General features: G+C 71.2%; 17 protein-coding genes and 1 other RNA gene. 12 read left to right on the top strand and 6 right to left on the bottom strand.

What is annotated here, in order from left to right; genetic code table 11:
• Nucleotides 1-4 precede the first annotated feature (4 nt).
• Nucleotides 5-433: an ArsR/SmtB family transcription factor gene (locus tag BN4251_RS15465; RefSeq protein WP_087485915.1), complete on the bottom strand. Its 429-nt coding sequence runs from the start codon at nt 431-433 to the stop codon at nt 5-7.
• Nucleotides 434-517: 84 nt separating this feature from the next.
• On the opposite strand from BN4251_RS15465, the gene arsB reads away from it, so the two are divergent.
• The 6 genes from arsB to BN4251_RS15430 all read left to right on the top strand — a co-directional run bounded on the left by arsB (nt 518) and on the right by BN4251_RS15430 (nt 8,655).
• On the top strand, nt 518-1,636 hold the full coding sequence (gene arsB, locus BN4251_RS15460; RefSeq protein WP_087485914.1) for an ACR3 family arsenite efflux transporter: 1,119 nt from the start codon (nt 518-520) through the stop codon (nt 1,634-1,636).
• A complete protein-coding gene (locus BN4251_RS15455) occupies nt 1,633-2,076 on the top strand; it encodes an arsenate-mycothiol transferase ArsC (protein WP_087485913.1) in 444 nt (147 codons plus the stop codon). The genes arsB and BN4251_RS15455 overlap by 4 nt, the downstream gene beginning before the upstream one ends.
• A gap of 435 nt (nt 2,077-2,511) precedes the next feature.
• Nucleotides 2,512-4,272 (top strand): ABC transporter ATP-binding protein, encoded by a 1,761-nt coding sequence (locus BN4251_RS15445; RefSeq protein ID WP_087485912.1) that lies wholly within the window; start codon nt 2,512-2,514, stop codon nt 4,270-4,272.
• Entirely contained in the window at nt 4,269-6,311 is a 2,043-nt protein-coding gene (locus tag BN4251_RS15440; RefSeq protein ID WP_087485911.1) for an ABC transporter ATP-binding protein, read from the top strand. The genes BN4251_RS15445 and BN4251_RS15440 overlap by 4 nt, the downstream gene beginning before the upstream one ends.
• A 183-nt stretch (nt 6,312-6,494) precedes the next feature.
• A complete protein-coding gene (locus BN4251_RS15435) occupies nt 6,495-7,655 on the top strand; it encodes an FAD-dependent monooxygenase (protein WP_087485910.1) in 1,161 nt (386 codons plus the stop codon).
• Nucleotides 7,656-7,989: 334 nt separating this feature from the next.
• Nucleotides 7,990-8,655, top strand: a complete 666-nt coding sequence (locus tag BN4251_RS15430) for a MerR family transcriptional regulator (RefSeq protein ID WP_087485909.1) — start codon at nt 7,990-7,992, stop codon at nt 8,653-8,655.
• A gap of 9 nt (nt 8,656-8,664) precedes the next feature.
• On the opposite strand, the gene BN4251_RS15425 is transcribed toward BN4251_RS15430, so the two are convergent.
• Nucleotides 8,665-9,141: a DUF779 domain-containing protein gene (locus tag BN4251_RS15425; RefSeq protein ID WP_087485908.1), complete on the bottom strand. Its 477-nt coding sequence runs from the start codon at nt 9,139-9,141 to the stop codon at nt 8,665-8,667.
• A gap of 112 nt (nt 9,142-9,253) precedes the next feature.
• Here BN4251_RS15425 and BN4251_RS15420 point away from each other — a divergent pair, with 112 nt between their 5' ends.
• Complete coding sequence (locus tag BN4251_RS15420; protein ID WP_087485907.1) at nt 9,254-10,258, top strand: aldo/keto reductase family protein; 1,005 nt, start codon at nt 9,254-9,256, stop codon at nt 10,256-10,258.
• A 149-nt stretch (nt 10,259-10,407) separates the two neighbouring features.
• On the opposite strand, the gene BN4251_RS15415 is transcribed toward BN4251_RS15420, so the two are convergent.
• Complete coding sequence (locus tag BN4251_RS15415) at nt 10,408-11,979, bottom strand: alanine/glycine:cation symporter family protein (RefSeq protein ID WP_087485906.1); 1,572 nt, start codon at nt 11,977-11,979, stop codon at nt 10,408-10,410.
• A gap of 283 nt (nt 11,980-12,262) precedes the next feature.
• Between BN4251_RS15415 and ffs the strand changes: the two genes are divergently transcribed.
• From ffs to BN4251_RS15400, 3 genes are all read left to right on the top strand, one after another.
• Nucleotides 12,263-12,359: signal recognition particle sRNA small type (gene ffs, locus BN4251_RS15410), an RNA gene on the top strand.
• Complete coding sequence (locus tag BN4251_RS15405; protein ID WP_245810384.1) at nt 12,359-13,426, top strand: type II CAAX endopeptidase family protein; 1,068 nt, start codon at nt 12,359-12,361, stop codon at nt 13,424-13,426. The genes ffs and BN4251_RS15405 overlap by 1 nt, the downstream gene beginning before the upstream one ends.
• A gap of 36 nt (nt 13,427-13,462) precedes the next feature.
• Complete coding sequence (locus BN4251_RS15400) at nt 13,463-14,836, top strand: TIGR01777 family oxidoreductase (protein ID WP_087485904.1); 1,374 nt, start codon at nt 13,463-13,465, stop codon at nt 14,834-14,836.
• 20 nt (nt 14,837-14,856) lie between these two features.
• Here BN4251_RS15400 and BN4251_RS15395 read toward each other — a convergent pair whose 3' ends face one another.
• The 3 genes from BN4251_RS15395 to BN4251_RS15385 all read right to left on the bottom strand — a co-directional run bounded on the left by BN4251_RS15395 (nt 14,857) and on the right by BN4251_RS15385 (nt 18,493).
• Nucleotides 14,857-16,194 (bottom strand): MFS transporter, encoded by a 1,338-nt coding sequence (locus BN4251_RS15395; RefSeq protein ID WP_087485903.1) that lies wholly within the window; start codon nt 16,192-16,194, stop codon nt 14,857-14,859.
• Nucleotides 16,195-16,540: 346 nt separating this feature from the next.
• Nucleotides 16,541-18,004: a dicarboxylate/amino acid:cation symporter gene (locus BN4251_RS15390; protein WP_087485902.1), complete on the bottom strand. Its 1,464-nt coding sequence runs from the start codon at nt 18,002-18,004 to the stop codon at nt 16,541-16,543.
• A 45-nt stretch (nt 18,005-18,049) separates the two neighbouring features.
• Entirely contained in the window at nt 18,050-18,493 is a 444-nt protein-coding gene (locus BN4251_RS15385) for a VOC family protein (protein ID WP_087485901.1), read from the bottom strand.
• Nucleotides 18,494-18,628: 135 nt separating this feature from the next.
• Here BN4251_RS15385 and BN4251_RS15380 point away from each other — a divergent pair, with 135 nt between their 5' ends.
• Nucleotides 18,629-19,792, top strand: a complete 1,164-nt coding sequence (locus BN4251_RS15380; RefSeq protein WP_087485900.1) for a hypothetical protein — start codon at nt 18,629-18,631, stop codon at nt 19,790-19,792.
• A gap of 32 nt (nt 19,793-19,824) precedes the next feature.
• A complete protein-coding gene (locus BN4251_RS15375) occupies nt 19,825-22,302 on the top strand; it encodes a DNA polymerase III subunit gamma and tau (RefSeq protein WP_087486417.1) in 2,478 nt (825 codons plus the stop codon).
• Nucleotides 22,303-22,336: the final 34 nt, after the last annotated feature.

Below are 22,336 nucleotides of genomic sequence, written 5' to 3'. Positions count from 1 at the left end.
GGGGTCAGGACAGGTCGAGGAAGGCGCGCAGCTCGGCGAAGGCTGACGGGACCACCGAGTAGTGCGCCCAGCGGCCATTCTGCTCCCGAGTGAGCAGCCCGGCATCGACCAGCTTCTTCATGTGGTGGCTGACGGTCGGCTGCGAGATGCCCTGCGAGGCTGCGAGGTCGCAGGCGCACACATCACCGCAGCCGCGCGCCGCGACGTGGGAGAGCAGCTGCAGGCGGGTGGGATCGGAGAGCGCCTTGAGGCGACCGGCCAGGTGCTCCGCCTCTACGGCGTCGATCGGACCGGCGCCGAGGGCGCAGCAGTCCAGCGCGCCCGACGGGGCGGGTGCGCACGCGGTGTCGGCGGGCCCGCAGGACTCCCCGGATGCCTCGGCGGACGTCCCGATCGAGAGGCGCACCGGACGGGAGGAGGTCGAAGGAGTCATGGGCTCACCTTACATTGACGGCCATCTATGCGACAGGCTAGCGTTCGCATCGATATCCGTCTATAGGAAGAGGCAGTTCCCCTCATGTCGACCACCTCCGCTCCTGCGGCGCCCACGAGAGTTGCTGGGGAGATGTCGTTCCTGGACCGATACCTGCCGGTCTGGATCCTGCTCGCGATGGCCCTGGGACTGCTGCTGGGCCGCATCGTCCCCGGCATCGCGCCCGCGCTCGAGGCCGTGAGCATCGCCGGCGTCTCGTTCCCGATCGCCGTGGGACTGCTGGTGATGATGTATCCGGTCCTCGCGAAGGTGCGGTATGACGAGACCCGTCGCATCGGTGCCGACCGACGCCTGATGATCACCTCGCTCGTGCTGAACTGGGTCGTCGGCCCGGCGCTCATGTTCGCCCTCGCCTGGATCTTCCTCGCGGACCTGCCCGAGTACCGCACCGGACTGATCATCGTGGGCCTCGCCCGCTGCATCGCGATGGTGCTGATCTGGAACGACCTCGCCTGCGGCGATCGCGAGGCCGCCGCGGTGCTGGTAGCGATCAACTCCGTGTTCCAGGTGCTCGCCTTCGGCGCACTCGGCTGGTTCTACCTGCAGGTGCTGCCCTCGTGGCTGGGCCTGTCCACCACCTCGGTGGAGTTCTCCGTCGGCGCGATCGTGCTCAGCGTGCTGGTGTTCCTCGGCATCCCGCTGCTGGCAGGGTTCCTCACCCGCATCCTCGGGGAGCGTGCCAGGGGCCGGGACTGGTACGAGAACCGGTTCCTGCCGCGCATCGGCCCCTTCGCCCTCTACGGGCTGCTGTTCACGATCGTGCTCCTGTTCGCGCTGCAGGGTGACGCGATCCTCTCCGCCCCGGCGGACGTGGCCCGCATCGCACTGCCCCTGCTGCTCTACTTCGTGCTCATGTTCGTGGGGTCCCTGCTGCTCAGCCGGGCCGTCGGGATGGACTACGCCCGCTCCACCACAGTCGCCTTCACCGCCTCCGGCAACAACTTCGAGCTCGCGATCGCCGTCGCGATCGGCACCTTCGGCGTCACCTCGGGGCAGGCGCTCGCGGGCGTCGTCGGCCCCCTCATCGAGGTGCCCGTGCTGGTCGGCCTGGTCTACGTCTCGCTGTGGCTGGGCAGGCGCCTGTTCCCCGGCGACCCCACCGTTCCCTCCTCCGCCCGCACCGAGCAGAAGGTCTCCGCATGAGCACCCCGAACCCCGCGCCCTCCATCCCGTCCGTGTTGTTCGTCTGCGTGAAGAACGGCGGCAAGTCACAGATCGCCGCCGCACTGATGGAGGCTCACGCTGCCGGCGCCGTCGAGGTCCACTCCGCCGGTACCAGGCCCGGCACGGCGATCAACGCCCTCTCGGCAGAGGTCGTCGCCGAGGCCGGAGCGGACATGTCCGCCGGGTCCCCGACGCCGATCGATCCCGTGCTCCTGGCCCGCGTGGACAGGGTGGTGGTGCTCGGGAACGAGGCCGTGGTCGACCCGGTCCCGGGAATGGCAGGGACGATCACCACCTGGATCACCGACGAGCCCTCCGAGCGCGGGATCGAGGGCGTCGAGCGGATGCGCCTGGTGCGCGACGACATCGACCGACGGGTGCGGGAGCTGCTCGCGGAGATCACGGCCGAGGAGGCCTGAGCGTCGGGAGTACGCTGAGGACGCTCCTCCTCATCGGCGGCACCGTCGTCGCGAGCTATGCGGCGTTCAGCAGGCAGTGCGGTCTGTATCTGCAGGCGGGAGCGCTCGCCGAGCATGCCGAGGAGATCGCGGCGGCCGGGCTGAAGGCCACCAAGACCGGCATCACCTTCACCCCGTCGAAGCCGATCCCGGACGCTCTGGTCGAGAAGCTCGTGCAGGCATCGCGCGAGGACGCCGGGGTCTGATCTCGCGGGGGAGGGTGCTCCACCCCATCCCGCAGCACCGCCGAAAGTCGGGTGCGCCCTCCCGGGCCGGTCGGTGAGAATGCAGGGGCGCGGCCCGCCCCGGCCGCCCCCGGCGGAGGACAGGAACGCTTGAACAAGACCTCGGCCGCTCACCCCCGTCGGCCCGCCACCCCCTGTTCGGGAGACCCCCATGCTCTGGACCCTGATCCGGCGCCATCTGCGGCCCTACCTGCCGCATGTGGCGGCCGTGGCCGTCCTCCAGCTCGCCACCGTGCTGGCCACCCTGTACCTGCCCAGCCTCAACGCCGACATCATCGACAATGGTGTGGCCACGGGCGATACCGACTACATCTGGCGCGTCGGCGGCCTGATGCTGCTGGTGGCGATGGTGCAGCTGATCACCGCGATCGCCTCGGTGTGGTTCGGGGCGCGGGTCTCGATGGGGATGGGCCGGGACATCCGCCGCTCCATCTACACCCGCGTGGACCGCTTCTCGAGCGAGGAGATGGCCCGCTACGGCGCGCCCACGCTGATCACGCGTGCCACCAACGACGTTCAGCAGGTGCAGATGCTGGTGCTGATGACGCTGAACTTCATGGTCATGGTGCCGATCATGTCCATCGGCGGGATCATCATGGCGATCCAGGAGGATCCGGGGCTGTCCTGGCTGGTGTGGGTGTCGGTGCCGCTGCTGATGCTGATCGTCGGGTTCCTGGTGCGGGAGCTGATGCCGCTGTTCCAGCGGATGCAGGACAACATCGACTCGATCAACGGCGTGATGCGCGAGCAGATCATGGGCATCCGCGTGGTGCGCGCCTTCGTGCGCGAACAGCACGAGACCGAGCGCTTCCGCGACGCGAACGCCACCCTCACCGACACCTCGGTGCGGATCGGCCGGCTGTTCGTGATCATGGGCCCCGCGATCACGATCGTGCTGCACCTGGCCACCGCCGCCGTGCTCTGGTTCGGAGGTCACCGCGTGGATGCGGAGCTGGTGCAGGTGGGCGCGCTGACCGCGTTCATGCAGTACCTGCTGCAGATCCTGATGGCGGTCATGATGGGCACCTTCATGTTCATGATGTTCCCGCGCGCGATCATCAGCGGCCGACGCATCAGCGAGGTGCTCGAGACCGTCCCCACCCTCGCCGAGCCCGCCCAGCCCGTCCCGCTCGAGGGGGAGGGCGGCGCGAGCATCGAGTTCCGCGACGTCACCTTCGCCTACCCCGGCGCGGAATCGCCCGTGCTCGACGGTGTCTCCTTCACCGCCGAGGCGGGGAAGACCACCGCCATCATCGGCTCGACGGGCGCTGGCAAGACCACCCTGGTCAGCCTCATCCCGCGCCTCCACGACGCGACCAGCGGCCAGGTGCTGATCGACGGTGTCCCGGTCACCGACCTCTCCCGCCAGAGCATCTCCGCCGCGGTGGGCCTGGTGCCGCAGAAGCCCTACCTGTTCTCCGGCACCATCGGCCACAACCTCCGCTTCGGGGATCCGACGGCCGACGACGAGCGGCTGTGGCGGGCGCTCGACGTCGCCCAGGGCACCGAGTTCGTCACCGACCGCACCACCGGCGAGGGCGAGACCGCCGCGACCGGCCTCGACTCCGCCGTCTCCCAGGGCGGCACGAACGTCTCCGGCGGCCAGCGCCAGCGCCTGTGCATCGCCCGCACCCTGGTCGCCGCGCCGCGGGTGTACGTCTTCGACGACTCCTTCTCCGCGCTCGACGTCACCACCGACGCCAAGGTGCGCGAGGGCCTCGCCCAGCACACCCGGGGCGCGACCACGATCATCGTCGCCCAGCGCATCTCCACCATCACCGGCGCCGACCAGATCCTGGTGCTCGAGGAGGGCCGCATCGTGGGCCGCGGCACCCATGAGGAGCTGCTCGAGAGCTCGCAGACCTACCGGGAGATCGTCGATTCCCAGATCACCGTGGAGGAGACGGCATGAGCGCGAAGAAGCAGAGCTCCGAGAAGCGGGCTGCGAAGAACGTCGGGGGCGCCGAGCTCACCGAGGCTGAGATCCTCGAGATGCAGGACTCGATGAGCAACGAGTGGGGCGAGGGCGCGCCCCGCAAGGCCAAGGCCTTCTGGCCCTCGGCGATCCGGCTGTTCAAGACCTTCGGCGACCACAAGCTGGGCCTCGCCGTCGTGCTCGCCTTCGGCATCATCTCGACCGTGCTCACCGTGTGGGCACCGGCCATCCTGGGCGACGCGATGGACGTCATCTTCGACGGCTTCCTCAGCGGGCAGGGCGTGGACTTCGACGCGCTCGGGCGCCTGCTGCTGATCGTGCTGGGCATGTACGTGGTCGCGGCGCTGTTCGACTGGCTCCAGGGCCGGCTGCTCAACGACGTGGTCATGAACATCGTCTACCGGCTGCGCGAGAGGATCGAGGCCAAGGTCAACCGCCTGCCGCTGAAGTACTTCGACACCCGCCAGCGCGGTGACCTGCTCTCCCGCACCACCAATGATGTCGACAACGTCCAGACCGCCCTGCAGCAGGCCTTCGCCTCGCTCGTGTACGCGGTGCTGACCATCGTGGGCATCACCGTGATGATGTTCTGGCTGTCCTGGCAGCTGGCGCTGATCGCGCTGATCGCCCTGCCGATCTCTGCCGTGGTCATCGGCATCATCGGCGCGAAGTCGCAGAAGCTGTTCACCGCCCAGTGGCGCAACACCGGCCGGCTGAACGGCCACGTCGAGGAGTCCTTCACCGGTCACGACCTGGTCACCGTCTTCGATCGTCAGGACTCGATGCGCGAGCAGTTCGATGAGCGCAACGAGGAGCTGTGGGAGGCGAGCTTCAAAGCCCAGTTCTACTCCGGCATGATCATGCCGATCATGCAGTGGGTGACCTACCTCGGCTATGTGGGCATCGCCGTGGTGGGCGGTCTGCGGATCGCGGCCGGGCAGATGTCGCTGGGCCAGGTCACGGCTTTCATCCAGTACTCGCGCGAGTTCAACGCCCCGCTCGGCGAGGTGGCGGGGATGGCGAACATGCTGATCTCCGGCGTCGCCTCCGCGGAGCGCATCTTCGAGCTGCTGGACGCCGAGGAGCAGGAGACCGACGGGGAGATCACCGCTCGGTCGATCGACGCCGACGGTGAGGTCCGCGAGCAGCGGATCGAGCGCGCGGAGCTCACCGGTACCACCCGCGGCCGGATCGAGTTCGATCACGTCGCCTTCTCCTACACCCCGGACAAGCCCCTGATCAGCGACCTGTCGCTCGTCGCCGAACCGGGGCAGACCATCGCGATCGTCGGCCCCACCGGCGCCGGGAAGACCACCCTGGTCAACCTCATCATGAGGTTCTACGAGATCGACGCCGGGCAGATCCGCCTCGACGGCGTGGACATCCGCGCCCTGGACCGCGGCGCCGTGCGCTCGCGGGTGGGCATGGTGCTGCAGGACGCGGTGCTGTTCGGCGGCACCATCAGGGAGAACATCCGCTACGGCCGTCTCGAGGCGAGCGACGAGGAGGTGGTCGCCGCCGCGACCGCGACCTTCGTGGACCGCTTCGTGCACACCCTGCCCGACGGCTACGACACCGTCATCGAGGACGAGGGTGCGAACGTCTCCGCCGGTGAGCGGCAGCTGATCACCATCGCCCGCGCCTTCCTCGCCGACCCCGCGCTGCTGATCCTCGACGAGGCCACCTCGAGCGTGGACACCCGCACCGAGGTGCTGGTCCAGGAGGCGATGGCGGCGCTGCGCACCGACCGCACCTCCTTCGTGATCGCCCACCGCCTCTCCACCATCCGCGATGCCGACGTGATCCTCGTGATGGAGCACGGCGACATCGTCGAGCAGGGCAGCCACGAGCAGCTGCTCGAGGCGGGCGGCGCTTACCACCGCCTGTACTGGTCGCAGTTCGCCTCCGGGGTGGATCCCGACGCCGACGACGCGGTGCTCGAGGGCGCCACCACCGGCGCGACCCCCGCCGTGACCGGCGAGGTCGCCGCCGTCGGTGAGGAGCCCGGGGCCTAGCGGGGGCAGGGGCTCGGCTCGCGGGCCGCCCCTCCCGTGGGCGCCCCTCGCGCCGCCAGCCCCGCCCGCGGGCGTGACATAACTGGGGTATAGAGCGTGCGTATACCCCAATTCTGCAACGCGCTCCCGGGCGCGTCGGAGCATGCCCGGGCGCGTCGGAGCATGCCCGGGTAGCGTCGGAGCATGGACGTCACCCTCATCGGCGGCGGCATCGCCGGCCTCGCCCTCGCCCATCAGCTCGTCCCGGATCATGACGTCACCGTGCTCGAGGCCTCCCCGGGCCCGCGCGGAGGCGGCTACATGATCGACTTCTTCGGCCCCGGCTACGTCGCCGCGGAGCGGATGGGGCTGATCGAGGAGCTGCGCTCTCGAGGCCACGTCTTCGAGGGGATCCGCTACGCGGCGCCGGATGGGACCGAGACCGGGCGGATCGACGTCGGCCCCCTGGCCCGCGCGACCGGCGGTCGGTACTTCTCGATCCTGCGGCCCGAGGTGGAGCTGGGGCTGCTCGCGCAGCTGCCCGCCTCGGTCCAGCTGCGATACTCGGCGCGAGCGGTGGCCCTGCGCCAGACAGGACTGCGGGGAGCGGGCGCTCCCACCCGCGCCCTGGTCGAGCTCGCCGACGGCACCGAGATCTCTGCCGACCTGGTGATCGCCTGCGATGGGGTGCGCTCGCTCGCCCGGGAGATCGTCGCTCCCGGTCATGGCGGGATCCTGCCGATGGGGTACCGGGTGGCGAGCTACCTGTACGAGGACCCGGGGCTCGCGGCCGAGCTGGGGGAGCGCCTGCTGATCACGGACACCGTGGGCCGGGTGGGCTGGGCCTATGCCGCCGATGCCGCCCGCGTCGGTGTGATGCTCGCCGAGCGCGTGGACCCCGCGCTCACCCAGCGTCCCACCCCGGACCGCGAGCGCCTCCAGCGGGATTTCGCGGGCCTGCATCCGCAGGTGGATCGCGCGCTGGTCCATGCGCCGGAGAGCTTCTACGACGACCTCGTGGCCCAGTCCGTGGCGCCCCGCTGGAGCAATGGCCGGGTGGTGCTCGCCGGGGACGCCGCCCATGCCCCCTCACTGCTCGCCGGGCAGGGCACCTCCCTCGCGATCGCGGGGGCGGAGGCGCTCGCCAGGAGCCTTCGCGCGACCGGGCCGCATCTCGAGGCGGGGCTCGCCGAGTACGAGCGGCGGTGGCGGTCGACGGTCGAGGCGGTGCAGCGCTCCGGGCGTCGCAGCGCCTCGTTCTTCACCCCGTCCAGTCCCCTCCAGCTGCGCCTGCAGCAGATCGGGCGCCGCGCGATCGGCGTGCCAGGCGTGAGCCGCCTGGTGGCGCGGAGCCTGGTCAGGTAGTGGCGACATAGCGATGACTACGGTCATATAGCCGTACTCCTCGCACATGATCCCGTATCTGACCATCCGCCCCCGGGGCGCCAGGCAGCGCGGATCGTCATACCGATGTAGGAGAACACCAGTCTGTCGGGCTCGGCATGGGTCAGATTCGGGGGTCTGCGGCCGACGGAGAGAGGCCCATGGCATTCTCGGCTCAACGAGAAAGTGGTGGTTTCCAAGAACGGGGCCGACGGGGCTCGGCGTCAAGGGGCGAGGCGCATGGATCGCCCCGCACGCGACGGCGGGCGTGGGGCACAATCGGGGCGTCCGATGCCGCTGACCGGGAAGGAGGACGATGAGAATCTCCGAGCTCGCCGCGCGCACGGAGCTGCCCGTCGGCACGATCAAGTTCTACCTGCGCGAGGGTCTCCTCGCCCCCGGTGAGCCCACCTCCCGCACCACGGCCGAGTACGGCGAGTCGCACGTGGAGCGGATCCTCCTGATCCGTGCCCTGACCGACGCCGGCGGGCTCGGCATCGCCATGGTGCGGCGGATCGTCGGCGTCCTCGACGCCCCGGAACCCACACGGATCGACGTGCTCGCCACCGCCCAGGACGCCCTGCTGCAGGGCGAGACCCCCGTGGACGCGCATGAGGACGAGACGAGTTCCGGGGCCCGCGCCCTCGACTGGATGCGGCGCAGGGGCTGGTCGGATATCCCCGAGGATCTGCTGCTCGCGCGCCTGGCGCGGGTGTGGGAGGCGTGCGAGGACGCGGGCATCGAGATCGATGACGCCATGCTCGACCACTACGCCGACGCGATGGACCTCGTCGCCGCGCGCGATATCGCCGCGTTCCCCGACGGCGACGACGACGCGGTGCACCGCGTCGTGGTGGGCACGGTGATGCTCGAACCGCTGCTGCTCACCCTGCGGATGATGGCCCATCGCGAGCACGCGATGCGGATGATCCCTCTGACCCCGCTCCCGCCCGCGGCCGACGCCGGGGCCGACGCCCGCTGAGCGCCGAGGTCACTCCTCGAGCATCCGCGACCTGGTCAGGAACCTCTTCCCGTCGGGCGTCTCGAGGCTGAACCCGCCGCCGCGGCCATCCACCAGGTCGATCGTGAGATGGGTGTGGCGCCAGTAGGCGAACTGCTCGCGGCTCATCCAGAAGTCCAGCGGGCTGGTGGTGCCGTCCGGCAGCGGCACCTCGACATGGCCCATCCGCACGTCGGCATCGCCGGTGAGGAAGTCGCCCTCCGGGTAGCACATGGGGGAGGAGCCGTCGCAGCAGCCGCCGGACTGGTGGAACATCAGCGGGCCGTTGCGGTCGATCAGCCGCTGGATCTGGGCGACCGCCGCGGCGGTGAAGGCCACGCGGGAGAAGTCCTCGCCCTCGACCGTCGGCTCCATCTCCAGGACGTCATCCGCCTCGGTGGGCTCGGGCAGCGGCGGAGCGGGCGGCTGCCCGGACTGCGGCGCGGGGGTGGTGGAGGTTCCGGTCATGGTCGTCCCCTTCCGAGAGCGTGCCGACGAGCGGCGAGACCACCGCACTGTGACATGGGCCACCAGGATAGACCCTGCGCTCCGTACGACGGGCGGCCATAGGGTGAAGCCCATGGAACACCGTCACCTCGGCCGCTCCGGCCTCAAGATCAGCGAGATCATCTACGGCAACTGGCTCACCCACGCCTCCCAGGTGGAGGACGAGCGCGCCCGCGCCTGCGTGCGCGCCGCGCTCGACGCCGGCATCTCGACCTTCGACACCGCCGACACCTACGCCAACACCGCCGCCGAGGTGGTGCTCGGCGAGGCGCTCAAGGGCGAGCGGCGCGAGTCCCTCGAGATCCTCACCAAGGTCTACTTCCCCACCGGGCCCAAGGGCCACAACGACACCGGCCTCTCCCGCAAGCACATCCGCGAGTCGATCGACGCCTCCCTCGAGCGCCTGCAGACCGACTACGTCGACCTCTACCAGGCCCACCGCTACGACGATGCGACCCCGCTCGAAGAGACCATGCAGGCCTTCGCCGACGTGGTCCACTCCGGCAAGGCGCTGTACATCGGGGTCTCCGAGTGGAACGCCGATCAGCTGCGCGCCGGCCATCAGCTGGCCCGCGAGCTCGGCATCCAACTGATCTCCAACCAGCCCCAGTACTCGATGCTGTGGCGCGTGATCGAGGAGCGCGTGGTGCCCACCTCGCGCGAGCTCGGCATCTCCCAGATCGTGTGGTCCCCGGTCGCGCAGGGCATCCTCACCGGCAAGTACAAGCCCGGGGCCGAGCTGCCCGAGGGCTCGCGCGCCCGCGACGAGAAGGGCGGCGCGGACATGATCAAGCGCTTCCTGGACGACGAGGTGCTCGAGGCGGTCCAAGGCCTCGAGCCGATCGCCGCGGAGCTGGGCCTGTCGATGGCGCAGCTGGCCGTGGCCTGGGTGCTCAGCAACGACAACGTCGCCGGCGCCATCATCGGCGCCTCCCGCCCCGAGCAGATCACCGAGAACGTCAAGGCCGCCGGCATCACGCTCGAGGCCGACGTGAAGGCTCGGATCGACGAGGTGCTCGGCGAGATCCCCGAGACCGACCCGGCGAAGACCGTCTCCCCGGCGCACCGCCTGAGCTGAGCCGACTCCGCCCCTGGGGCCTCGGCACCCGTCTCGGGCCCCGCGCCCCGGTTGCTCGCAGACAGCACCGCGCCCGGTGTCACGTGGAGGATCCACGCGGCACCGGGCGCCGTGCTGTGCGGGGCCGAGCGGTCACGGCCCCGGAGGGGTCACTTCTTCGTGTCGATCCCCAGCTGCTCGGGCGGCAGCTCGCCACCGGCCTTGCCCTGGAGGTTCATGCCGTCGGCCCGCAGCTCCCAGAAGGTCGCACCCTCGATCCCGAGCTTGCGGGGATCGAACTGCGGATCCAGGCCCTGCTTCTTCTGCTCGCGGTAGTCCTTGAGCGCCTTCAGCGCCGGGACCTGGAGGAACAGAATGCCCATGATGTTCAACCAGGCCATCGAGCCCACGCCGATGTCACCGAGGCCCCAGGCGGCGCCGGCGGTGGTGACCGCGCCGTAGGCCACGGACACCAGCACCAGGGCCTGTAGGGCGCGGAGCATGCCGCGGGCGGCCACGCGGTTCTTCATCTTGCGGGTGAGGTAGTTCAGGTTCACCTCGGCCATGTAGTAGTAGGCCACGATCGTGGTGAACACGAAGAAGGACAGCGCGATCGCGATGAAGGACGGCCCGGCGCCGGGGAACACCGAGTCGAGGCCGGACTGGACGTAGTTCGGGCCCGGCTCGACGCTGGTGGACATCTCGCCCACACCGCTGCCGATCACCGGCGACTCGCCCTCCAGCCACTCCTCGTTCTCGAAGGTGTTGAACATGCCGGTGGAGATGATGATGAACGCGGTCGCGGAGCACACGAACAGGGTGTCGATGTACACCGAGAACGATTGCGCGAAGCCCTGCTTGGCGGGGTGGGAGACCTCGGCGGCGGCCGCGGCGTGCGGGCCGGTGCCCTGGCCGGCCTCGTTGGAGTAGATGCCGCGCTGGACGCCCCACTTGATGGCCAGGCCGATGATCGCGCCGAAGATCGGCTGGATGCCGAAGGCGCTGCCGAAGATCAGCCCGAACACCCGCGGGATCTCGGAGAAGTTCAGGAAGAACACCACCAGCGCGATGATCACGTACAGGATCGCCATCACGGGCACCACGATCACCGCGAAGCGGGCGATGCGCTTGACACCGCCGATCACGATGAAGCCGAGCAGGATGACCAGGCCGATGGCGGTGACCCAGGCGGGGACGCCCCAGGCGCTGTCGATCGCGGAGGCCATGCCGTTGGCCTGCACGCCCGGCAGGAAGAAGCTCATCGCGAGGATCGTGACGATCGAGAAGAGGATGCCGTAGAAGACCGAGAGGCCGGGGGCCTTGTGCTTGTAGGCCTTCTCGAAGTAGTACGCCGGACCGCCGCGGTACTCGCCGGTGTCCGGGTCCTTCTCCTTGTAGATCTGGCCCAGGGTGCACTCGATGAACGAGGTGGAGGCGCCGAGGAAGGCGGAGACCCACATCCAGAACACGGCGCCGGGGCCGCCGAAGGCGATCGCGGTGGCGACGCCGCCGATGTTGCCCATTCCCACGCGGCCCGAGAGCGACATCATCAGCGACTGGAAGGACGAGGTGCCGTCCGGCGAGGTCTCGCCCTTCCTGAGCTGATCGATCATGTCCGGGAGGTTGCGCACCTGGAGGAGGCCGGTGCGGATCGTGAAGTAGAGACCGGCGAGCAGGCACAGACCGATCAGCGGGACCGACCAGATCAGGATGTTGGCGCCCGAGATGAGCTCTGAGAACATGTGCGCTCCTGGGGAGAGGGGAAGCGGCGACACCTTTGGCGCCGCGCATAGAAGGTGACCGCGGTCACCCTCTGGTGTTGAATGGAACATACTGGACGCGCTCCGATTCTGAGAGTTCATCCAGGTCCCCGTTGCCCGTTCGTGATGGAGCGTCCGGCGTGGCGGACGCGAGCGCGCAGGTCGGGGCGATACTGCGGGGAGGCGTGCGGGTGCGGTGCGGCGTGTCGTGAGCGGGATCGCCCCGCGCGGCGCGGACCCGGGGCCGACGAGCCGTTACACTGGTGGCGACCCCTCGTGCGGTGTCATCTTGCTGAACTCCCCCAGGGCTTGACGGCAGCAAGGGCAGGTGAGCTCTGGCAGGTGCGCGAGGGGTCGCTTCATGCCCGGACGCACCCCGCGGCCCCGCGACGGCAGGCGGGGGATGACCCCACCCCGGGCGGGCGGATGCCCCCGTACCGGCAGGCAGCACCGATTCCTACGGTGGATCACGACGCGGCACCCGCCCAGGGCCCGCGCATCCCGCTCAGGAGCGCACCATGCCTCGCCCGCCCCAGCAGCCCCCTCCTCCGACGCCCTCTCCGGCACCGCGCCCGGATCGTCCCTCGACGTCGAGGCCCGCGACCGCCCGCACCGCCTCGACTTCCCACGGCTGCTCGTCTTCCTCGCCCTCGCCGTCGGCGCCACCACCCTGCTCTCCCTGCCCTTCGCCCTCGACCTGCTGCCCGAGGCGGCGCTCGGACTGGTGGTGCCGATCGCGCAGCTGACCCCGCTGCTCGCCGCGCTCGCGGTGCGCCGACGCGGCCGCCCCTGGCACCGCGCCCTCGCGCTCACCGTCCCCTCATGGCCGGCGCTTCTCATCACCTCTCTCGCCGCGATCACCGCGTTCACGATGGTGCCGCTGGCCCGGGTGCTGATCGGTCTCGGCGCCGGCGCCCCGCCGATCGCGGGCCCGGTGCCGTTGACCTCGCTGCTGCTGGCGGTCCCGGCGGTGCTCGTGATGCAGGCGCTGTTCGCGATCGGCGAGGAGGCCGGCTGGCGGGGATGGTTGCACGACCAGCTCGCCCCGCTCGGCTTCTGGCGCCTGTCCCTGCTGATCGGCGGGCTGTGGGCGCTGTGGCACGCCCCGATCGTGCTCGCCCTGGGGCTCACGCCCCGCGGGGCCGTGAGCTACCTGGGCACCATCGTCGCGGTGGCACCGCTGCTCGCGGCGCTGCGCGAGATCTCCGGCACCGCCTGGACCGCCGTGCTCGGCCACGGCCTGTTCAGCAGCGTCCGCGTCGCGATCGAGCAGAACGTGATCGGCCCGGTGGATCCGGGCACCGCCTGGTTGCTCGACGGCGCCTCCTGGGTGCTGTGGCTCGCGGCGGCCTGGATGGTGCTGCGCGTCGGCGGATCGCTCGCGCCGCGGCGCTCGGCGCACCTTCCCCTGCGGCCCGCAGGTCGCTAGCCTGGCTATTCATCATCGTCGAGGCAGGGAGTCGCCGTGAGGATCGAGACCGTCCATCGGGTGCCCCGCCCGTGCTCCGAGGTGATGGCCTGGTACGACAGGCCTGGAGCGCTCGTGCGTCTGACCCCGCCCGGCCTCGCCGGTGCCGACGATCCCGCCACCGGCGGCATGCGCGCCGGCCGTCTGGTGGGCGTGCGGGTGGGGCCCTCGGCTCTGCCGACCGCGCTGCGCCCCCACTGGATCCTGCGCCATCTCGAGCACGAGCCCGAGGGCCGCTTCGTGGACCAGCAGGTGCATGGCCCATTCCGCACCTGGCGACACGAGCACCGCATCGACAGCGTCGCGGAGGCCATCACCGAGGTCCACGACAGCATCGACCTCGAGCTCCCGCGCCGCCTCGAGCGTCTCGAACCGCTGGCGGAGGCCCAGATGCACCGCCTGCTCGGCTTCCGCGCCCGGCAGCTGCGTGATGACCTCGCCTTCCACGCCCGCTGGGCGCATCTGCCGCGCCGCACCATCGCGATCACCGGCTCCTCCGGCCTGATCGGCACGCAGCTCGCAGCCCTGCTCGAGACCGGCGGGCACACCGTGCGCCGCATGATCCGCGAGCCCGAGGTGGGCGAGGGGGAGATCTCCTGGGACCCGCAGGCCGGCCAGCTCGACCCCGCGGACCTCGAGGGCGTGGACGTGGTCATCAACCTCGCCGGGCGCTCGATCGCGGCCCGCTGGAGCGCCGGCGCCCGCCGCGAGATCCGCGACTCCCGCGTGCACGGGACCAGCCTGATCGCCCGCACCCTCGCCGGGATGCGGGACGGGCCCGCCGCGCTGGTCCAGGCCTCCGCGATCGGGCTGTACGGCCCGCGCCGCCCCGGTGAACTGCTCACCGAGGCCGATCAGGGAGGGGAGGGGTTCCTCGCCGATCTGGTGCGCGACTGGGAGGGCTCCACCCACGCCGCCCAAGAGGCCGGGGTGCGGGTCGCGTTCGTGCGCACCGGGATGGCGCTGACCGACGGCGGCGGCCCGCTGCTGCCCCAGCTGCCGCTGTTCCTGGCCGGGGTGGGCGGCCGGCTCACCCGCGCCGACGCGATGACCTCGTGGATCTCGCTCGATGACATCGTGCGCGCCTTCGCCCACGCCGCGCTCAGCGCCGACGTGACCGGTCCGCTGAACGGCGTGGGCCCCCAGCCGGTCACCGCCGGCGAGTTCGCACGCACCCTGGGCCGGGTCCTGCACCGCCCCTCCCTGGTGCCCGTGCCGGGCTTCGGACCGCGCGCGGTGCTGGGATCCGCCGCAGCGGACGAGCTGATCGACGTCGACCAGAACATCTCCGACGCCCGGCTGCGCGCGAGCGGGTTCGAGCCCGCGCACACCACGCTCGAGCAGGCCCTGCGGCACGCGCTGCGCCGCTGAGGCGCGCCCGGCGCAGCGGCTCAGGGGTGCTCGGTGGGGTGCTCCGCCAGGGTGCGGGCGTCCTCGAAGAGGTGATCCTCGGCCTGCTGCTCCCGCTCCTCCGCGGCGGCCCGTGAGCCGGGCTCGCGGCAGGCGAGGACGTTGACGAGCGCGGCGAGCACCACCAGGCCGGCCGCGCCGATCGGCAGCCACATCGAGGCCTGGGACCCGGCGTACTCGGCGACCGCACCGGTCAGCGCGGAGGCCGCGGACTGCCCCACGATCGTGGCCGAGCCCAGCATCGTCATCACTGTCGCCGACCGGCCCTGCGGGCTGCGCTCCGCGGCGAGGCTGTACAGCGTCACGATCGTCGGCCCGATGCCGATCCCGGCGATCGCCATCGCCATCACGATCCCGGTGAGCCCGCTCGCGAGCCCGTAGCCGATCATCGCCGCGAGCATCAGCGCGGAGAACACCAGCCACCGTGCCTGCAGGCGGAACCGCTCGGGGAACAGCGCCACCGAGAGCGCCAGGATCGTCGAGCCGACGCCCATCACGCCGTAGACCAGGCCCGCGGAGTCGCCGTCGCCGGTGTCCGCGAGGAAGGAGGTGAGCGAGGTCAGCACGGTGCCGAAGAACAGGCCCACGCCGAGCGCGCCCGCGACCACCACCAGCACCGACAGGGAGGCCAGCTCGCGTGCGGGAGCCTGCGTGACCGGCTCCTCCGCAGTGGCGGGGGCGGCGACCTTCGCCGTGGGGTGGAGGGCGAAGGCGGTGACGAACAGCAGCGTCAGCACCGCCGCGCCGATCATCGGCGCGGCAGGACTCATCGTGGTCGCGAGCAGACCCACCACCACCGGACCGAACACGAATGCCGTCTCGTCCGCAGCGGATTCGTAGCCCATGGTCGAGTTCAGGCTGCGGGCCCGACGCGCCACGGGCAGGCGGGTGAGGATCAGCTGCACCAGGCGGGTGCGCGAGAACGGGCCGATCTGCGGGGAGGAGGCACCGATGACGAAGCCGACCGCGAGCACCGCCGCATCCGGCAGCGAGCTGAACGCGACGGCCGCCATCGCCACCAGGGCCAGCGAGTTCACGATCCCGGCGGTGAGGATGACGGGGCGCTGGCCGATCCTGTCCGCCGCAGCGCCCAGCAGCGGGCCGATCAGCGCTGAGCCCAGGCCCACCACGGCCGAGTTCACGCCGCCCAGCCAGATCGACTCGCGCGCGGAGACCACCAGGGTCAGGGTGCCCACGACCATCATCGCGAAGGGGAAGCGGGCGATGAACGCGATCGGGAAGTACGCGGTGCCGGCCACGCGGCGCAAGGTGGTCTGCTCCTGCTGCGAGGCGGGGGCTGTGCGAGGGGGAGTGGACATCGAAGCTCCGGACGGTGGGTGCCGCCTTGGACGATCCACACCGTGGACCCGAGGTAGATGCACTGCGGGGGCCCGTGCGTCGGGCCGATCTGACGGCGTCCACTGTAGGGGCGCGCGGCGCGAGGGGCCAGGGTTCCGCCGCCGGTGGTGCGCCGATTCACCGGGTGCGGCAGTGGGTGTCCGCGGCGGGGCCAGGGCCGCGTGCCGGGTGCTGGAACCTGTGCCGGCCCCGCAGTCCACGACGGGCGGTGACGAGTGCGGGCTCCAGGGAACACGCTCTGGCTATATAGCCAGAGCGCGTCACCCAGAGCCGGTACTCGTCACGTGAGCCGACGCAGGGCCAGGCTCAGGCGGTGGCGGGCTGCTTCCCGCTGCCCTCCGGCGCCGCCTCGGCCTCGGCGTCGGCCGCGCCCTCGGTCTCCGCGGCCTGCTCGGCCTGGAGGATCTGGAAGGAGGTGCGGCGCGCGGCGTCGTACGCGCCCTGGTCCAGGATCTTCTCGCGCTTGGCGACGATCACAGCCACCAGCGACTGGCCGGTGACGTTCAGGGCGGTGCGGCCCATGTCCAGGATCGGGTCGACGGCCAGCAGCAGGCCCACGCCCTCGAGCGGCAGGCCCAGTGTGGACAGGGTCAGGGTGAGCATGACGGTCGCGCCGGTCATGCCCGCGGTCGCGGCCGAGCCGAGCACCGAGACCAGCACGATCAGCAGGTAGTCCGTGATGCCCAGCGGCACCCCGTAGAAGTTCGCCACGAAGATCGCGGCCAGCGAGGGGTAGATCGCGGCGCAGCCGTCCATCTTGGTGGTCGCGCCCAGCGGGATCGCGAAGCTCGCGTAGTGGCGGGGCACGCCCATCCGCTCGGTGACGGTCTGGGTCATCGGCATGGTGCCCAGCGAGGAGCGGGAGACGAAGCCCAGCGAGGTCGCGGGCCACACGCCGCGGAAGAACGAGCCGATGGAGAGGCCGTTGACCTTCAGCAGCACGGGGTAGACGACCAGCAGCACGATCAGCATGCCCACGTAGACGTCGAGCGTGAACACGCCGAGCTGGCCGATGGCCTCCCAGCCATAGCTGGCCACGGCGTTGCCGAGCAGGCCCACGGTGCCGATCGGGGCGAGGCGGATCACCCACCACAGCAGCTTCTGCACGATCTCGAGCGCGGAGCCGGTGACCTTGAGGAAGGGCTCGGCCTTCTCGCCCACGGAGAGCACCGCGATGCCGACGGCGATCGAGATGACCAGGATCTGCAGCACGTTGAAGCTCAGCGAGACGGAGCCGTCATCGCTCATCGACCCGGCGATGCCCAGGAAGTTCGAGGGCACCAGGCCGTTCAGGAAGTCCATCCAGCCGCCCTGGGTGGAGGAGGCCGCGGCGGAGTCTGCGGAGACGCCGGAGTTCTCACCGGGCTTCGTCACGGCGCCCAGGCCGATGCCGATCGCGACGGCGATCAGGGCGGTGATGGCGAACCACAGCAGCGTCTTGCCGGCCAGTCGGGCGGCGTTGGTGACGTTGCGGAGGTTCGCGATCGAGGTGATGATCGCGAGGAAGATCAGCGGCGGGACCAGGGCCTTCAGCAGGGTCACGAAGGTCGAGCCGATGGTCTGGAGGGTGGTGGTCAGCCAGTTGGGGCCGTCACCGCCGTCCTCGCCGACACCGGGCACCGGTCCCATCTGGGCGGCGACGAGGCCCAGGACTACGCCGAGGACGAGGCCGATCAGGACCTGCCAGCCGAAGGGGATGCGGGCGATCTGACGCAGCGGGTTGCGCGTGCGCGAGGTCGCCTCGGGGGAGGGGGTGGTTGATGTGCTCACGGCATGGCACGCTACGCCGTTGTCACCCTGACATCAATGGTTTGCCTAGGGGATCACAGTAGGCGAGCTTATGGAGTCGGAGGTCGCGCGCCGCGCCGGCTCCGCAGTCTCATCCAAGGAGCGCAGCACGCAGAACTGGTTGCCCTCGGGGTCGGCCATCGTCAACCAGCCCGAGCCGGGGCCGCGGATCCCGCGGCGGTCCTCGATCAGCGTCGCCCCGTGGGCGAGCAGCCAGGAGGCCTCTGCGCCCTGGTCGCGTTCACGAGGACGCACATCGAGATGGATCCGTTTGCCGGGCAGGCGCTGATCGGGCACCTCGTGGAAGAGGAGCCGGTGGCCGGACTCCGGGTCATGGATCATGCACTGCTCGTGCCCGGGGAGGTTTGGGTCCTCGGGATCCATCGCATAGTCCAGGGCCGCGCGCCACCACTCGGACAGCGCGAAGGCGTCGTGGCAGTCGATCGTGGTGTGCGAGAGGAAGACACTCATGCAGGCAGTCTTCGCGATCGGTGAGCGAGGGGCAAGGGAGATGCTGGGGCCTCCGCCGAACGGCTGAGGAGGAGAGGCGGGAGAACAGCCGAGCGGCGGATCCGTCGGGGCATGGGCGGTTGAGACGATGAGGGCATGCCGAACGTCTCCGCGCGCACCGCTCCGCACCCCAGCCCCGAGGAGAGGGATGAGGGCGTGCGGAGCGCATCGGTGGAGCGCGAGGCGGCCGACGGGCCCGCGCCGCCCGGCGCCGCGGAGGTCGAGGAGCCTCCGTTCGGCGCTCAGGCTCCGACCCGCTTCGCGGCCGACGTCGAGTACCGCGGCACCTCCCACGGCCACGACTACGTGGTGCGGGTGAAGCACCGCCTGCTCGACACCTCCGCGACCGTGGAGATCGACGGCGTCGAGCACGATCCGAAGGCCGAGGAGAAGGCGCGGAAGAAAGCCCGGAAGGGTGAGCCGGAGAGCGAGCCCGACGCCGACGCGGAGTCCCCGTCGGCCGATGATCTGCAGTTCCGCTGCGAGGACGGCTTCACGTCCCTGCGCTTCACGGTGCGCCGGCCCGACGCGGACGGTGATCACGAGGACGCCGAAGTGATCCATGTGCGCACCGCCGGGCTCGGCGGAGCGGGCGAGGTGGATGTGCGCCGGGGCTTCGGGAAGGTGCTGCTGGTGCCCGAGGAGGGCAGCCCGTCGGCCGCGCGCGAGGAGCAGCGGGCTGAGCATCCCACCCGCTTCGCGCTGCTCGAGGCGCTCGCGACGTCGGCCCGCTACCTGATCCCGCTGCTCGGGCTCGGTGCGCTGTTCAGCGGGCTGCTGGATCCGGTGAAGGACTGGGTCGAGCGCATGGTGCGACCGGTCGTCGAGGCCGTCGGGGCGTTCCTCGCGCCGATCCGTGACTGGGTCTCGGAGCTGACCCGTCCCGTGCGCGAGGTCGTCTCCGCGCTGCTGCGACCCGTGGGCGAGGCCCTGGCATGGCTGAGGGACCTGCTGCTGGGATGGATCCCGGAGCTCTCCCTGCCGTTCTCGATCCCCGCATGGGTGGTGGACGTCGCGATCCCGGTGATCGTGGTGGTCTCAGTGTTCGTGGTGACCTTCCGGCAGCTGCGACATCGCCGGGCGAGGCTCGAGAGGACACGCCAGGCGTCGGCCGCGGCGGCTCGGGAGTCGGCCGGCGACCGCGGGTCGACGAGCGTGGGCGCCGATGAGCCGAGGGACGAGGCTCATGAGCCCGCTCGTGGCGCCGACGAGGGCCGCGGGGACTCTTCCTCCACAGCGCCTCCATCCCCCGATCGGTGAGGAACGTGGGCGCCCTCCATTAGCCTGTGTGGGTGGCCACCGCTCTGTACCGTCGTTACCGCCCGGAGTCCTTCGCCGAGGTGATCGGCCAGGACCACGTCACCACGCCTCTGCGGCGTGCTCTGCGTGCCGGGCGGGTGGGTCATGCCTACCTGTTCTCCGGCCCGCGCGGCTGTGGCAAGACCACCTCCGCGCGCATCCTCGCGCGCTGTCTGAACTGTGCGGAAGGGCCGACGGACACCCCCTGCGGCGCCTGCGACTCCTGCCGCGACCTCGCACGCGGCGGCGCCGGCAGTCTCGACGTGGTCGAGATCGACGCCGCCAGCCACGGCGGTGTGGACGACGCCCGCGAGCTGCGCGAGCGCGCCTCCTTCGCCCCCGTGCGCGACCGTTTCAAGGTCTTCATCATCGACGAGGCCCACATGGTCACCTCGGCCGGCTTCAACGCGCTGCTCAAGCTCGTCGAGGAGCCGCCGGACCACGTGAAGTTCGTCTTCGCGACCACCGAGCCGGACAAGGTCATCGGCACCATCCGCTCGCGCACCCACCACTACCCCTTCCGTCTGATCCCGCCGCAGGTGCTGGGCCCCTATCTCGAGGAGGTCTGCGCCGCGGAACAGGTGTCCGTGGGGGAGGGAGTGATGCCGCTGGTGGTGCGCGCCGGCGGCGGCTCCGCCCGTGACTCCATGTCGGTGCTGGACCAGCTGATGGCCGGCGCCGGGGAGGACGGCCTCGACTTCCCGACCGCGATCGCGCTGCTCGGCTTCACGGACACCTCGTTGCTGGACAGCGCGATCACCGCCATCGCCCAGCGCGACGCCGCGTCCCTCTACGGCGCGGTCGAGCATGTGCTCGCCACCGGGCATGAGCCGCGACGTTTCGTGGAGGACCTGCTCGAGCGGATGCGGGACCTGATCGTGCTCGCGGCCGTGCCGGACAAGGGCGCGGATCTGCTGCCGCAGGTCCCGGCCGACGAGCTCGAGCGGATGCGCGAGCAGGCCACGCTGATGTCCCCGGCGGATCTGTCGCTGTGCGGCGACCTGGTCCACGAGACCCTCTCCACCATGAGCGGCGCAACCTCGCCGCGCCTGCACCTCGAGCTGCTCGCCGCACGCCTGGTGCTGCGCAACGAGCGGGCCGCGCTCGCCGCCGGTGAGGCCGGTGCCCCGGTCGCCGGGGCGGTGCCCGCCGTGCAGGCGACCGCGGCCGCGGTGCAGAGCAGCCCTGGAGCGTCCGGCGCCCGTGAGGAGGCGCGTCGGATCGCGCAGGAGAAGGTCGAAGCGGCACGTCAGGCGCGCGGTGGCCGGCCCCAACCGCCGACGCAGGATCCGGGCGACGTGCGCGAGCGACCTGCGCGGGCACCCGAGCAGGATGCGCCCGCGCCCGCGCAGGCCCAGGCGCCGCAGGCTCGCGCGCAGTCGGCGCCGGTGCAGGCCGAGCCTCCGGTGCAGGAGCCCGGTGTCCAGCCCGCGCAGCCGTCACAGGACGCCCCGGCTTCTCAGGAGTCGCAGCCTCGCCAGGAGCCTCAGGGCCCGGCCGCTCAGGCTCCCGCGCAGCAGCCCCAGCCCCAGGCCCCTGCCCCGCAGGAGCCGCAGGGTGCACCCGCGCCTGAGCAGAGCGCACCGGCGGCGGCGACGGGCGGCGGGCTCGACGCGGACCAGGTGCGTGGGCACTGGTCGGCGATCCTGGACGAGCTGCAGCAGATCCGTCGGCCCAGCTGGGCGCTGATCTCGCAGAACGGCCACGTCAACGGCGTGCACGGCAGCACGCTCGTGATCGGATTCCGCACTGACGGTCTGGTCAACGCCTTCCATCGCGGCACCGCGGCGGAGAACCTGGCCGATGCGGTGCGTCGCATCATGCACGTCGAGGTCACGATCGAGGCCGTGGTCGGAGAGGACCCCGGTCCCGGCGGCGGCCCCGGCGGCGGAGGTCCCGGGGGAGGCCCCGGTGGCGGCCAGGGCGGTGCGCCGGGCGGGCCCGCAGATGGCGCGGCTGCCGGTGCGCCCGGTGGTCCGGGCGGAGCGCAGGGCGGGCCGGGCGGCCAGAACGGACCCGCCGGCAGCGGAGAGGGATGGGGACAGCCTGCCGGGAGCGGCGCCGAGCGCTCCGGTGGCACCACCGCCTGGCCCGAGTCGAACGCCCCGAGCCCGGCCACGGAGCGTCCTGGCGCAGCGCCGTGGGGCGACGCCGTCGCGGCGATGCCCCCACGCAGCACCGACGCGGGCTCCGCTCCGGGATCAGCCCAGGCCCAGCCATCGAGCCAGTCCGCGGCGCAGCCCTCTGCACAGTCCGCGGCACCGGCATCCGCCCCGTCGGCCGCGGCGGCCCCTGCGCAGTCCGCTGCACAGGAGGATGCTCCGCTCTCCGCGGGGCAGCGCGCCTCCGAGCGGGCCATGCAGGCCGCGGCCCGCGCTGCGCAGGCCGCACGCAGCGGCGGCTCGACGAGCGAGCGGGTCGAGGACTTCGCCCCCGAACCCGACGACCCCTACCCGCCCCGTCTCTTATAGTTGCGGGGGTGCCGGGGTCGGGCGCGTGGTTGCC

The organism is Brachybacterium massiliense (assembly GCF_900184245.1).
GTDB classification, from domain to species: Bacteria; Actinomycetota; Actinomycetes; order Actinomycetales; family Dermabacteraceae; genus Brachybacterium; species Brachybacterium massiliense.
This window is presented reverse-complemented; position numbering and strand designations above follow the sequence as displayed.